This window comes from Acidimicrobiales bacterium (assembly GCA_035540975.1).
Lineage (GTDB): Bacteria > Actinomycetota > Acidimicrobiia > Acidimicrobiales.
In genome coordinates, this window is sequence record DATLFN010000003.1 from 12,724 (window position 1) to 25,428 (window position 12,705).

General features: G+C 74.4%; 15 protein-coding genes. 7 read left to right on the plus strand and 8 right to left on the minus strand.

The window, feature by feature from the left end; all coding sequences use genetic code 11:
• Window positions 1–274 precede the first annotated feature (274 nt).
• The 6 genes from yidD to VM242_00205 all read left to right on the plus strand — a co-directional run bounded on the left by yidD (window position 275) and on the right by VM242_00205 (window position 5,632).
• Window positions 275–502 (plus strand): membrane protein insertion efficiency factor YidD, encoded by a 228-nt coding sequence (yidD, locus tag VM242_00180; GenBank protein ID HVM03564.1) that lies wholly within the window; start codon window positions 275–277, stop codon window positions 500–502.
• Window positions 502–1,521, plus strand: coding sequence for a YidC/Oxa1 family membrane protein insertase (locus tag VM242_00185; protein ID HVM03565.1), 1,020 nt, complete (start codon window positions 502–504; stop codon window positions 1,519–1,521). Before yidD ends, VM242_00185 begins: the two co-directional genes overlap by 1 nt.
• Before the next feature lie 6 nt (window positions 1,522–1,527).
• A complete protein-coding gene (gene jag / locus VM242_00190; protein HVM03566.1) occupies window positions 1,528–2,445 on the plus strand; it encodes an RNA-binding cell elongation regulator Jag/EloR in 918 nt (305 codons plus the stop codon).
• A gap of 10 nt (window positions 2,446–2,455) precedes the next feature.
• Window positions 2,456–3,073 (plus strand): RsmG family class I SAM-dependent methyltransferase, encoded by a 618-nt coding sequence (locus VM242_00195; protein HVM03567.1) that lies wholly within the window; start codon window positions 2,456–2,458, stop codon window positions 3,071–3,073.
• A 131-nt stretch (window positions 3,074–3,204) separates the two neighbouring features.
• The gene (locus tag VM242_00200) at window positions 3,205–4,770 is read left to right on the plus strand and encodes an AAA family ATPase (protein ID HVM03568.1); all 1,566 of its coding nucleotides are present in this window, start codon (window positions 3,205–3,207) and stop codon (window positions 4,768–4,770) included.
• On the plus strand, window positions 4,745–5,632 hold the full coding sequence (locus VM242_00205; GenBank protein HVM03569.1) for a ParB/RepB/Spo0J family partition protein: 888 nt from the start codon (window positions 4,745–4,747) through the stop codon (window positions 5,630–5,632). Before VM242_00200 ends, VM242_00205 begins: the two co-directional genes overlap by 26 nt.
• A 100-nt stretch (window positions 5,633–5,732) precedes the next feature.
• Here VM242_00205 and VM242_00210 read toward each other — a convergent pair whose 3' ends face one another.
• The 4 genes from VM242_00210 to VM242_00225 all read right to left on the minus strand — a co-directional run bounded on the left by VM242_00210 (window position 5,733) and on the right by VM242_00225 (window position 8,419).
• Window positions 5,733–6,464 (minus strand): peptidoglycan-binding protein, encoded by a 732-nt coding sequence (locus VM242_00210; protein HVM03570.1) that lies wholly within the window; start codon window positions 6,462–6,464, stop codon window positions 5,733–5,735.
• A 251-nt stretch (window positions 6,465–6,715) separates the two neighbouring features.
• Window positions 6,716–7,042 carry a thioredoxin gene (trxA, locus tag VM242_00215; protein ID HVM03571.1) on the minus strand — a complete coding sequence of 109 codons (327 nt, stop codon included), beginning with the start codon at window positions 7,040–7,042 and terminating at the stop codon, window positions 6,716–6,718.
• Window positions 7,043–7,097: 55 nt separating this feature from the next.
• Window positions 7,098–8,084, minus strand: coding sequence for a thioredoxin-disulfide reductase (trxB, locus tag VM242_00220; GenBank protein ID HVM03572.1), 987 nt, complete (start codon window positions 8,082–8,084; stop codon window positions 7,098–7,100).
• Window positions 8,081–8,419 (minus strand): phage holin family protein, encoded by a 339-nt coding sequence (locus VM242_00225; protein HVM03573.1) that lies wholly within the window; start codon window positions 8,417–8,419, stop codon window positions 8,081–8,083. The genes trxB and VM242_00225 overlap by 4 nt, the downstream gene beginning before the upstream one ends.
• A 24-nt stretch (window positions 8,420–8,443) precedes the next feature.
• Here VM242_00225 and VM242_00230 point away from each other — a divergent pair, with 24 nt between their 5' ends.
• Window positions 8,444–8,803: a hypothetical protein gene (locus VM242_00230; protein HVM03574.1), complete on the plus strand. Its 360-nt coding sequence runs from the start codon at window positions 8,444–8,446 to the stop codon at window positions 8,801–8,803.
• Here VM242_00230 and VM242_00235 read toward each other — a convergent pair.
• Genes VM242_00235 through VM242_00250 form a run of 4 tightly spaced genes read right to left on the minus strand, consistent with a single transcriptional unit; the run spans window position 8,757 to window position 12,702 of the window.
• Complete coding sequence (locus tag VM242_00235) at window positions 8,757–9,680, minus strand: hypothetical protein (protein ID HVM03575.1); 924 nt, start codon at window positions 9,678–9,680, stop codon at window positions 8,757–8,759. The genes VM242_00230 and VM242_00235 overlap by 47 nt on opposite strands.
• The gene (locus VM242_00240) at window positions 9,677–10,375 is read right to left on the minus strand and encodes a sigma-70 family RNA polymerase sigma factor (GenBank protein ID HVM03576.1); all 699 of its coding nucleotides are present in this window, start codon (window positions 10,373–10,375) and stop codon (window positions 9,677–9,679) included. Before VM242_00240 ends, VM242_00235 begins: the two co-directional genes overlap by 4 nt.
• Window positions 10,309–11,835: a protein kinase gene (locus tag VM242_00245; protein ID HVM03577.1), complete on the minus strand. Its 1,527-nt coding sequence runs from the start codon at window positions 11,833–11,835 to the stop codon at window positions 10,309–10,311. The genes VM242_00240 and VM242_00245 overlap by 67 nt, the downstream gene beginning before the upstream one ends.
• A 24-nt stretch (window positions 11,836–11,859) precedes the next feature.
• Window positions 11,860–12,702 (minus strand): DegV family protein, encoded by an 843-nt coding sequence (locus VM242_00250; GenBank protein HVM03578.1) that lies wholly within the window; start codon window positions 12,700–12,702, stop codon window positions 11,860–11,862.
• Window positions 12,703–12,705: the final 3 nt, after the last annotated feature.

Below are 12,705 nucleotides of genomic sequence, written 5' to 3' on the forward strand. Positions count from 1 at the left end.
GGAGCCGATGCGGGCCGATCACGGTAACCTTCCTACCCGGCGCTCCGCCGGGGCCGCCCCGGGTGGCCTATGCCGTCGGCCGGGCGGTCGGTGGTGCCGTCGTTCGCAACCGGCTCCGGCGCCGGCTGCGTGCCGCAGTGTTCGAGCTCGGTCCGCATCTGCGACCGGGTGCCTATCTGGTGGGAGCCGCTCCGGAGGCGGCGTCCCTTCCGTTCGGGGAGTTGAAGGCGATGGTCTCGGGAGCGTTGGACGACGCCGGCACCAAGGTCCGGCGGTGACCGGCCCCGCCCGCCTCCTGGCGGCGCCCGTCCGCCTCTACCGCACGGCCCGGGCCGGGTCGTCGTCGCCCTGCCGCTTCGTCCCCAGCTGCTCCTCCTACGCGCTGGAGGCGCTGGAGACCCATGGTGCGGCCCGGGGGAGCTGGCTGGTCGTGCGCCGGCTCGGCCGGTGCCACCCGTGGGGCGGCCTCGGATGCGATCCCGTCCCGGTGCGGGAGCGCTGATGTTCCAGCTCCTGGCCGGGCTCCTGGCCTTCTTCTACGCCGCCGTCCCCAACTACGCCGTCGCCATCGCGCTCTTGACGCTGACGGTGATGCTCGTACTGTCGCCCCTCACCCTCAAGAGCACCCGCTCCATGCTGGCGATGCAGAAGCTGGGCCCGGAGATGAAGGCCCTCCAGGCCAAGCACAAGGGCGGCGATCGCCAGAAGCTCAACGAGGAGATGATCGCCCTCTACAAAGAGCACAAGGTCAACCCGGTGGCCGGGTGCCTGCCCATGTTGCTCCAGATGCCGGTGTTCCTGGTGATGTACCAGGTCATCAACGGGCTGACCCGCAAGGCGGAGGGGGGCGGCTTCGACCCCAAGTACCTCGACAAGGGGACCGACCTGTACCAGGCCCTCCGAGAATCGGGCGGGGAGATGAAGTCCTTCGGCGTCGATCTGGCAAAACGTGCCAGCGAGAGCCACGAGTCCTTCGGGGCTGCCGTGCCCTTCTTCCTGATCGTCGGCCTCGTCGTGTTCACCCAGTACATGCAGACCCGCCAGACGATGTCCCGCAGCACCACCACCAATCCCCAGCAGCAGATGCTGTTCAAGATCATGCCTGCCTTCTTCGGCTTCATCTCGCTCAGCATCCCCGCCGGGGTGAACATCTACTTCCTCGTTTCCGCCGTCTTCCGCATCGCTCAGACGGGTGCCATGTACCGCTTCGACCCCACGCTCTCCGCCCACGCCAAGAAGCACGCCCGGGAGATCGAGGCGAAGGCGGTGGACGTCAAGCCGCCCCGGTCCAGCCGCACCACGCCGGGCAAGGGGGTGGCCAAGCCGGCCGCGAAGCCGGCCCCCAAGACGCCGCCCAAGACGCCGCCCAAGCCGGCGCAGGCCAAGGGCGCCGACCCGAAGGCGAAGGCGCCGGAGCGCAACGGGGCCAAGCCGAAGCCCGGCGGTTCCTCGAGCCCCGGCAACGGGAGGCGCCCACCGAACCGATCGCCGCAGAAGCGGCGGAGCAAGAAGGGCAGGTAGCCGCCCGTGGAGTGGGTCGAGACGACCGGGCGCACCGTCGAGGAGGCCAAGGACGCGGCACTCGACCAGCTCGGCGTCGACGAGAACGACGCCGAGTTCGAGGTCCTCGAGGAGACCAGGCACGGGTTGTTCGGGCGCATCCGCTCGGAGGCCAGGGTCCGGGCGAGGGTCCGGCCCAACCGGCCCCGCCCCAAGGACGACCGCCGGGACCGGCGCCGACGCAGCAAGGGCTCGGGCGGGGGAAGCGCCGGCCGTTCCGGTGAGGACGCCGGCCCGGCGACGGGCGAGTCACCGGCTGCCGCCCCCACGACCGGTGACGCACGGCCCGCCGGCTCGCCCGCCGAGGTGTCCGCCGATGCCGAGCGCCAGCAGGACTCGAGGCCCCGAGCCGAGAAGCAGCGACCCCAACCTGCGGCACCGGCCGCACCGACGACCGCCCAAGGAGCGACGATGGAAGACGACGTGCCGTTGAGCGAGCAGGCCGACACGGGACGGGTGTTCCTGGAAGGACTGTTGTCTTCCTTCGGCGTCCGGGCGGACGTGGACATCCGTACGGTCGACGAGGACACGGTGGAGCTGTCCGTCAGCGGCGACGACCTGGGCCTGCTGATCGGGCCGGGCGGCTCCACGCTCACCGCCGTGCAGGAGGTGACCCGCACCGTGGTCCAGCGCCAGACCGGGGGCCGCAACGGTCGTCTCCTGGTGGACGTGGCCGGCTACCGGCAGAAGCGCAAGGCGGCCCTGGAGCGGTTCACGCGCTCGGTGGCGGAACAGGTGAAGGCGAGCGGCGTCGCCAAGTCGCTGGAGCCCATGCACGCCGCCGACCGCAAGATCGTCCACGACACGGTGAACACCATTGCGGGCGTGGCGACGTCCTCGGAGGGCGAGGAGCCCCGCCGCCGGGTGGTCATCAACCCGGCTTGAGCCCGGACCGGTGCCCGACTCCGGGCTGGAGAAGGTACTCGAGGAGGCCCGTGCGCTGGGCTTCCTGGGCCCCGGACCGGTCGCCGGGCACGTCGAGCATGCGGCCGGCTTCCTGCGGGCCGTGGGGGAGCCGCCGCCCACCCGTGTCGTCGACCTCGGCAGCGGCGGCGGGCTGCCCGGGCTCGTCCTGGCCCGGGCCTGGCCCGACGCTCGAGTCGCACTTCTCGACTCCAACGACCGCCGCACCGCGTTCCTGGCTCGGGCGGTGCTGGCTCTCGGGCTCGACGGACGGGTGTCGGTGGCGCACTGCCGAGCGGAGGACGCCGGGCGGGACCCCGCATGGCGCGGCCGCGCCGACGTCGTCGTCGCCCGCAGCTTCGGCCCGCCTGCGGTGACGGCTGAGTGCGGCGCCCCCCTTCTCGCCGTGGGCGGCCGGCTCGTCGTGTCGGAGCCCCCGGATGGAGGGCCAGAGCGATGGCCGGAGGGCCCGCTGAGCAGGTTGGGGCTGCGCCCGGTCGCTCGGCTGGAGCAGGCGTTCTCCCGGTTTCAGATTCTTCGCCAGGAAACGGGCTGCCCGGAGCCGTTCCCGCGACGGGTCGGCGTTCCGTCCAAGCGCCCGTTGTTCTGAGGTTTCACGTGGAACCAACCACCCGGTCCCGCCGGACAAAGTTTCACGTGAAGCACGAGGGTCCTTGACCTTGCGCCCCCCGCGGGCAAGAGTGGCGCCGTGCACGACGTCGCGCCAGCCGAGCGGTGTCCATGACTTCGCCGGAGCACGACGATCTGGCCGTTCGGGGCCGGGCGATCTTCGACCAGCTCCGGCAGCAGGAGCCCACCGAGACGACCCCCCCGCCCGCCACGGTGTCGGCGGTCGCCACCGATGAGGACGCGTCGCCATCGCAAGACGCGTCGGCGCCCTCCACCCCTCCGGCCGACGGCCCCGAGGCGGTCGTGGCCGAGGTGGGCGGCATGGAGACCGGGCCGCCCGACGTCCCCGAGGACCGCCAGACCGCGACCCAGGTGTCCGACGACGTCCGAGCCGTCGGCGCCGACGTCCCCGAGGAGGTTGCCGTCGACGCCGTCCTCCACGAGATCGTCGCCGACGCTGCGGCTGCGCCCGCCGAACCGACCGTACCGGCGGCCACCACGGGTCCCCAGCCCCCAACGGCGTCCCCGGACCCGGTTTCGGACATCGAGGCGGGGACGGCCATCCCCGACGCCAGCCCGGAGCCGCCGGCCGCCGGCGTGGCGACGCCGGCAGATGCGCAGGACGCCGTCGGGACGGCGACGCCCTCCATCTCCGACGCCAGCCGGGAGGAGCCGCCGGTGGGCGCCGTGGTGGTGCCGGGGCACGGCCAGGACGCCGCCGCGGCCGGGGAGCCGGCGACCGCCCCCGACGCCGCACCGGCCCCGGCGCCGGCGCGTCGAACGCCGGGACCGGTGCCCCTCGCTATCCCCGCCGACGCCATCGCCACACTGCTCGCGACCGACAGGCCGCCCGGGCCCGTCGACCCCACGGACCTCTCCCCGACCCGGTTCGCCCGCCCCCTCCCGAGGGTGATCGCCATCGCCAACCAGAAGGGCGGCGTGGGGAAGACCACCACCGCCGTCAACCTGGGCGCCGGCTTCGCCGAGCTCGGCTACCGGGTGCTGGTCGTCGACCTCGACCCCCAGGGGAACGCCACGACCGGCCTGGGGATCAACCCCCGCAACCTGGAGTCGTCGGTCTACGACGTGATGATGCACGACGTCGCCATCGACGACTGCATCGAGCCCACCACCCTGCGGAACCTGTTCGTGTGCCCGGCGACGATCGACCTGGCCGGAGCAGAGATCGAGCTGGTGCCCGCCTTCAGCCGGGAGTTGAAGCTGCGGCGGGCGCTGGGCCCGGTGCTCGAGGACTTCGACTTCGTGGTCGTCGACTGCCCGCCGTCGTTGGGCCTCATCACCGTCAACGCCCTGGCCGCGGCGAGCGAGGTCGTGGTGCCGATCCAGTGCGAGTACTACGCCCTCGAGGGCCTCGGCCAGCTGCTCCGCAACGTGAACCTGGTGCAGACAAACCTCAACCCCCGGCTCGAGGTCAGCGCCATCATCCTCACCATGTTCGACGCCCGCACCAAGCTGGCCGACCAGGTGGCGGCCGAGGTGCGGGCCCACTTCGGGGCCAAGGTGTGCCGCAACATCGTCCCCCGCACGGTGCGCCTCTCGGAGGCGCCGTCGTTCGGGCAGCCGATCCTGGTGTTCGACCCGACGTCGCGAGGGGCCATCGCCTACCGCGAGCTGGCCAAGGAGGTGAGTGGTGGCGCGCCGCAGCGGGTTGGGTAAGGGCCTCGGGGCCCTGATCCCGTCGGAGGTCACCGGGGACCGGGGGTCGGCACTGGCCGAGGTCCCCATCGCCAGCGTCGTTCCCAATTCCTTCCAGCCGCGCCGGCACTTCGACGAGGAGCACCTGGCGTCGCTGACGGCCTCGATCCGCGAGCTCGGCGTCCTCCAGCCCATCCTCGTGCGCCCCGCCGCCGAGGGTCGCTACGAGCTCATCGCCGGCGAGCGCCGCTGGCGGGCCGCCAAGCGGGCCGGCCTCCAGACCATCCCCGCCCTGGTGCGGACGGTGGCCGACGAGGCCAGCCTCGAGCAGGCGCTGGTGGAGAACATCCACCGCCAGGACCTGAACCCTCTGGAGGAGGCTGCGGCCTACCAGCAGCTCCTGGAGGACTTCAACCTCACCCACGAGGAGCTGGCCACCCGGGTGGGCAGGAGCCGGGCGGCCATCACCAACACCCTGCGGCTGTTCCAGCTGCCCCCGACCATCCAGCGCCTCGTCGCCGAGGGCCAGTTGGCCGAGGGCCATGCCCGCGCCCTGCTGGGGACGCCGGACCGGGCGTTCCAGGAGGCGCTGGCCCGGCGTGCGGTCAGCGAGGGGCTGTCCGTGCGGGCCGTGGAGGAGGCCGTGCGGGCCCGGAGCGCCCTGGGGGAGGCGAAGGCGGCGTCGCACACCGACCGCCCCGGCCGCCGGCTGCGGCCGCCGGGGCTGCTCGAGCTCGAGGAGCTGCTGTCCCGGCACCTCGACACCCGGGTGAAGGTCGAAATGGGCGCCAAGAAGGGCCGGGTGACCGTCGAGTTCGGCTCCCTCGAAGACCTCGAGCGGATCTACCGGGCGATGACGGAGCCCGGCTCACCCGTGCACTAGAGGTCCACTCCCCGAACCACCCCGGACCGGACGTGGAGGTCGGGGGACGTCGAGGGTCGTCCACAACCTGTGCATGAGGTTGTGGACGAGGTTGCGGAGGCTACGTCTCGTCGACCGGCGCGGCGGCCCAGGCGGCCAGCACCGCTCCCAGGGCGTCGGCCAGGGCGGCGGTGGCGGCGACCACGGCTGCGGGGGGCCCCAGCTCGCACACCACCGCCGGCATCCGCGTCTCCTTGAGGAGGGGGATGGCCATGCCCCGGACCCCCTTGTCGGCGATGCCCACCGCCGCCGGCACGGTGGCCTGGACCAGGTCGGCCAGCCGCCTCCCGCCCGGCGACTCGTAGCGGTGGCCGGCGTAGTGCGCTGCCGAGCAGCCGTCGCTCGCCGGGTCGAGGCGCAGGCCGAGGAAGACGTCGCCTCCGGCGGCGTTGGCCTCGGCCGCCTGCTCGGACTGGTCGGGGTGGTGGACGACGGTGACGTCGGCACCCCATTCCTTGAGCACCCGCTCGGTGGCGCTCACCACGGCATGGAGCCCGCCGCCGTCGCCCAGCACGACCCGCCGCCCCTGGAGGGTCCGGGGGGCCTGGCGCAGCATCTCGAGCTCGCGGACGGCGGCGACGGGCTGGCGGTCGCCGACCTGGGTCCCGAACCGCTCGAACGTCTCGATCGTCCCCGGCCCGCACACGCCGTCGACGACCAGGCCGGCGTTGCGCTGGAACTCGGTCAGGGCCCGCTCGGTGGCCGGCCCGAAGATCCCGTCGATGCGCCCGGCGTCGAACCCGAGCGCCCCGAGGCGGCGCTGTAGGGAGGCGACGTCGTCGCCCCGCAGCATGGGCTGGCGCAGGTAGAGGAGGCGGTCGCCCAGGCGGTACCCGGCCTCGACGAGGGCAGCCCAGGTCTGGGCGCCGCACGTCCCGTCGACGCGCAGGCCCCGCGCCGCCTGGAACCCGCGGACGGCCGCCTCCGTGCGCCGGCCGAAGTGCCCCGGCTCGTCGCCCGAGGCGGCGTGCCCGACGCCGCCGAGGCGCTGCTGGAGGTCGCGGACGGGCTCCCCTCGGTCGCCGGCAGCCAGGGGCAGGCCCTCTACAGGAATTCCTCGAGCTCCTGGACCAGCTGGCCCTTGCCCTTGGCGCCCACCAGCCGCAGCTGGGGAGCGCCGTCCTTGAACAGGATGAGGGTGGGGATGCTCATGACCTCGAACCGGCGGGCCACCCCGATGTTGTCGTCGACGTTGAGCTTGGCGACCCGGATCCTGCCGGCGTGCTCGGCGGCGATCTCCTCGAGGATGGGCGTGATCATCTTGCACGGCGCGCACCACTCCGCCCAGAAGTCGACGAGCAGGGGCTCGGACGCGCCCGCCACCTCCTCGTCGAAGGTGGAGTCGGTCAGTTCGGCGATGTTGGCCGCCACGGCGGGGGACCTCCTGGAGGAGCGGGAATGGGGAGAAGGGGAAGGGAGACGCGGGCTACCAGTTGGTGGGAGTCGCCGCGACCTCGTCCTCGACGTCGGCCTGCGTCTCCAGCCAGCGTTCGGCGTCGATGGCGGCCATGCACCCCGACCCGGCGGCGGTGACGGCCTGGCGGTAGGTGGAGTCCTGCACGTCGCCGCAGGCGAAGACGCCCTCGACGTCGGTGCGGGCCGAGCCCTCCCGGGTGACCAGGTAGCCGTCGTCGCGCATCTCCAGCTGGCCCTCGAACAGGCTGGTGTTGGGCACGTGCCCGATGGCGACGAACAGGCCGGCGATCGGGAGCGTCGACTCCTCGTCGGTGACCACGTTGCGGAGCCTGACGCCCTCGACGGCCCGGTCGCCCAGGACCTCGGTGACCACCGAGTCCCACAGGAACTCGACCTTGGGGTTCTTGAAGGCCCGGTCCTGCATGATCTTCGACGCCCGGAGCTGCTTGCGGCGGTGGATGACGGTGACCTTGCTGGCGAACTTGGTGAGGAAGATCGCCTCCTCGAGGGCGGAGTCTCCGCCGCCGACCACGGCGATCTCCTCGTCGCGGAAGAAGAAGCCGTCGCAGGTGGCGCAGGTGGAGACGCCGTAGCCGAGCAGGCGCTGCTCGCTCGGGAGGTCCAGCATGAGGGCGCGCGCCCCGGTGGAGACGATCACGGCCCGGGCCCGGTACTCCTCGTCGCCCGTCCAGGCCCGGAAAGGGCGTTCGGACAGGTCGACGCGGGTCACCTTGGCGGTGACGAAGTCGGCGCCGAACCGGGCCGCCTGGGCCCGGAAGTTCTTCATGAGGTCGGGCCCCTGGATCCCGTCCGGGAACCCCGGGTAGTTCTCCACCTCGGTCGTGAGCATGAGCTGGCCGCCCGGCTGGTCGCCGGTGGAGGAGATCTCCCCCTCGATGACCAGGGGCCGGAGGTTGGCTCGGGCGGTGTAGATGGCGGCCGTCAGCCCGGCCGGCCCCGAGCCGATGATCAGGACGTCCCGCACCCCGGTGCTCACGCGTTCTCCCTCGACGACTTGTCCGACGTCGCCCTGCGCAGCAGGAACAACCCCACGACGGTGAAGATTCCACCGACCACGAGGTACGCCGCCCATACGTCGCCCGGGAGGACGACGTTGAGCAGGCGGACGGCGGCGATGGTCACGAACGCCAGCGTGGTGAGCCCCATGACGGCGGCCACGAGGCCGAACACGAGGGCTCGGGCGACCGTGGTGAGGGGGACGGACGTCTTGTCGCGGACGGTGCCGACGAACCGCTCGATCGTGTCGGCCGCCTGGACGCTCCAGTCGTTCCCCGCGGGCGCCGCACTGGGGGACTCTCCCGGCTGGGCCACAGCCGCACACTACCCTTGCCGGCCGTGCGCCGACTCCTCGCCGTGGCCGTCGGGGCGGTGGCCGCCGCGTTCGGGGCGGTGATCCTCGGCGAGTACCAGCTGGACGGCCCGACCCCGCTGGTGGCGGGCGCGCTGTTCGGCCTGATCCTGGCCGAGCTGGTTACGGCGGTGGCCAAGAGCCGCGACCCGGCCATGGCCGGCGCCTGTGCCGTCCTGGCGTCGGCCGGCATGACGTGGGGGGCGTGGCTGTCGACGGGGCCGGACGAGGACTGGTCCTTCGTCCCGGGACTGGCCTGGGTGGGTGTCGCCCTGGCCGCCGCCGCCGCCGCCGTGTGGGTCAGAAGCCCTGCGAGGCGAGCAGGCGGCAGTCGTCGCGTGCGATGACCACCGCGAGGTGGTCGGGCCCGGGCGCCGACGTGTCGGCCAGGCGGTAGGCGAGCACGACGGCGTCGGTGTCCTGCCAGCGCAGGCTGGCGGCGTAGAGGAGGGCACCGAGGCGCCCGCCGAACTCGGCGCGGACCTCGGCCCGGCACGCCGTGGCCGCCGCCCCCGCGCCGCCGGCGTTGCGGGCCGCGGCTTCGGGCGCCGGCGCCGCCAGCGTGTCCGCCGCCTCGTCGGCGCCAGGGGGCGCCGGCGCCTTCTGGGCCACCGCCCCGGGGACGGCCCGCAGGAGTTGCTCGCGCAGCGCGGCCGGGTCGGAGAGCGAGCCCAGCTCGCCGCCTTCGACGACGCCGGCGTCGAGCGACGGGGTGTTCCCGGCCGCGTCACCGGCCGGCGCCGACGCCGTCCGTTGCCCGGTGTCGGAGTCGTCGTCGAGCACCATGGGCACGGCGAGGAGCACCGCCACCAGGGCGGCCACCGCCCCGAGCGCCCACGGGGGGAAGGTGCGCCGGTCGGGGCGGCGGGGCAGCGGCACCACGTTGTCGTCGCCCCGGGCGGTGCCGTCGCCCCCTGCGGGCCCGGGCCGGGGCGGCGTGGGGGCGGGACCCCCGGCGGCCGGCTCCCGCTCCGGCTCCGGCACCGCCACTAGGGCGGCCGCCTGCTCGCCGGCCCAGGCGGCGGCCGCCGCGCCCAGCGCCCGGTCGGCGACGTCGGCCGGCGTCGCCCCGGGGCCGGTGCCCACCGCCCGGCGGACGCGGTCGAGGGCGTCGAGGCGGGCGAGGCAGGCGTCGCAGCCGCCCAGGTGGGCGACCGTGGCGGGCTCCGGCTCGCCGTCCAGGGCGGCGCTGAGCAGCTCGTCGTCGGGATGGTGCTGGGTCATGGGCGTGGAGTTGGACGGTCGGCGGGGGGCGCCGGGTTCCCCAGCAGGGGGACGAGGGCGGCCCGGCCGCGGGCGATCCGGGAGCGGACGGTCCCCGGCGGGATGGCGAGGACGTCGGCGATCTCGGCGTAGTCGAGGCCGCACAGGTCCCGCAGGACGACGGGGGCGCGGAAGTCGAGGGGCAGGCGGCGGAGGGCGGCCTCCACGTCGAGGCGGCCGGCGACGGCGTCGGGCCCGCCGCCCGGGCCGTCGCACCCGGCGGGGAGGGTCGTGGCGCTGAGGGCCCGCTCCAGGTCCTCGTCGCTGGTGGCGCCCGGTCGCCGGCCGCGGCGGCGGAGCTCGTCCAGGCAGGCGTTGGTGGTCACGCGGTACGCCCACGTGCCGAACGACGAGCGGCCGTCGAACCGTCCGGCGCCGAGCCCCCTGGCGATGGCGACCAGCGCCTCCTGGGTGGCGTCGTCGGCGTCGGCGTCGGACCCGAGGAGGCGACGGCACAGCCCGTGGAGGCGGTCCAGGTGGCGACGAAGGAGGGTGTCGAGGGCGCCCCGATCGCCGGCCTGCGCCGCCTCCGCCAGCTCCCGGTCGCCGCGGCCCTCGTCGATGGGCGCCAGCGTACCGACGAGGCGCGCTACGAGGCGGTGACGGAGACCTCGGAGACGCTGGCCTGGCGCCCGGGGCCGGGATCGGTGATCCACAGGAGCACGGCGCCTCCCTCGCGGCCGTCGAGGTCGAACTCGGCGTCGCCCGGGATGCCGCTGCGGCTGGTCACCGGCTCGCCCCAGCCGGCCAGCTGGTCGGCCGGCTGGTCGGCCACGTACACCGAGGCGGCCCAGTCGGACGTGGCCGAGGTGACGGCCAGCCGGCCCAGGCCGGTGGGAGAGGCGAGCTGGAGCACCAGGCCGACACCCGGCTTGAGGCCGCCGAACTGGCGCGTGTTGTAGCGGTCCGTGCTCCATGCCGTGGCCGGGTTGCCGTCGGCGGCGAGCGGCGCCCGCGGCTCGTTCTCCTCGCCGTCCCGGCCCTCGGGGTCGAACGACCGGACCGAGGCGATCTGCACGCCGCGGCCCTCCGACGTGCCCCCGCCTCCGGTGCGCCCGTCGCCCCCGTCGCGGGCGACGAAGGCCACCACCGCGGCGGCCACGACGACGAGGACGGCCACGACGACGGCGGGCGCCCGGCTGGGGGTGGGCTCCCGGGGCACGACGGGGACGCCGGCTGGCGGCGTGGGGTCGCGGACGACCTGCGGCACGGCGTCGTCCTCGGCGCCCGCCCGGGCGGCCGGCGTGTCGAGGTCGACGCTGAGCAGGGCCCGGCGCAGGGCGGCGGCGGACTGGAACCGGGCGCCGGGATCCTTGGCCAGGGCCTGGAGGACGACCGCCTCCAGGTCCTCGGGCACCTGGCGGGCGACGCTCCGCAGCCCCGGTGGCGCCTGCCGGACGTGGAGCACGGCGGTGGCGAGCTCGGTCTCGGCCTGGAACGGCGGGCGGCCGCACAGCATCTCGTAGAGGACGACGCCGAGGGCGTAGACGTCGGAGCGGGCGTCCGGCGTCTGGCCCTGGACCTGCTCGGGCGACAGGTAGCGGGCCGTTCCGACGACGGCGCCCGTCTGGGTGAGGTCGGCGCCCGCCGTGTCGGGAGGCACCGCCAGCTTGGCGATCCCGAAGTCGGCCACCTTCACCCGCAGCAGGGGGGCGGTCTCGCCCTGGTGCTCGGACAGCAGGATGTTGGCCGGCTTGACGTCGCGGTGCACCAGGCCCGCCTGGTGGGCGTGCTCGAGGGCGTCGGCGACCTCGGCGGCGATGGGCACGGCGACGGCGGGCGGCAGCGTGCCCGCCTCCTTGATCGCGTCGCGGAGCGTCCTGCCCCGGACCAGCTCCATCACGATGAAGGTGACGTCGCCGTCGGTGCCGGTGTCGAAGGTGGCGACGATGCTCGGGTGGGCCAGGCGGGCGGCGGCGATGGCCTCGCGCCGGAACCGCTCGACGAACGCCTCGTCGGCGGCCAGGTGGGGGTGGAGGACCTTGATGGCCACGGGCCGGGCGAGGACGTCGTCGTAGCCCTCCCAGACCTCGGCCATCCCCCCGCGCGCGATCAGCCGCACGGCGCGGTAGCGGCCGACGAGGACACGGTCGAGCAGGGATTGCGGGTCGGGCACGGGTACGGGTACGGCGGGCCGGACCTACCCGGGGACGGAGTAGGTCACACCGATGACCCGGGGCCCGGCGTGGGTGCCGATGACGGCGCCGATCTCGGCCACGGTGATCTGGTCGCGGGGGTGGAACTCGGCCAGGAGGGAGACCAGCTCGGCGACGTCGGGGGCGCGGCCGTGCATCACGGAGAGGTTCTCGACCGGGGCGTCCTGGCGGACCTTGTCGGCCAGGTAGCGCAGGGACCGGCCCCTCGTGCGCTGCTTGGACTCCGGCTCGACCTTGCCGCCCGTGACCTCGATGACCGGCTTGATGGACAGCACGGACCCGAGGAACGCCTGGGCGGCACCGATGCGGCCGCCCTTGCGGAGGTTCTCCAGGGTGTCCAGCGCCGCGTAGGTGCGGGTGAGCGGCACCATCGCCTCGGCGGCCGCGGCCGCGTCGTCCAGCGACTTGCCGGCGGCCGCGGCGCGGGCGGCCGCCAACGCCACCGTGCCCTCGGCCATGGACACGGCGCGCGAGTCGACGACGCGGACGGGGACGTCGGCGCCGGCGGCACCGGCGGCCAGGCGGGCGGCCTCGTAGGTGGCCGACAGGCTCGACGAGATGGTGACGCAGACCACCCCCTCGGCACCGGCGCCGGCGGCCCGGCGGTACGCCTCCTCGAACGCCCCCGGCGACGGTGCGGCCGTCTCCGGCAACCCGGGCGACGAGGCGACCCGGGCCCAGAAGTCCTCGGAGGTGAGGTCCCGGCGGTCGACCAGCTCCTCGGCGCCGAACCGAACGGTCAACGGGACCAGCTCGATCCCGTTGGCCGCCGCCAGATCGGGGGGGAGGTCGGATGCGGTGTCGCTGACGATGTGGACCCCGGGCACGGT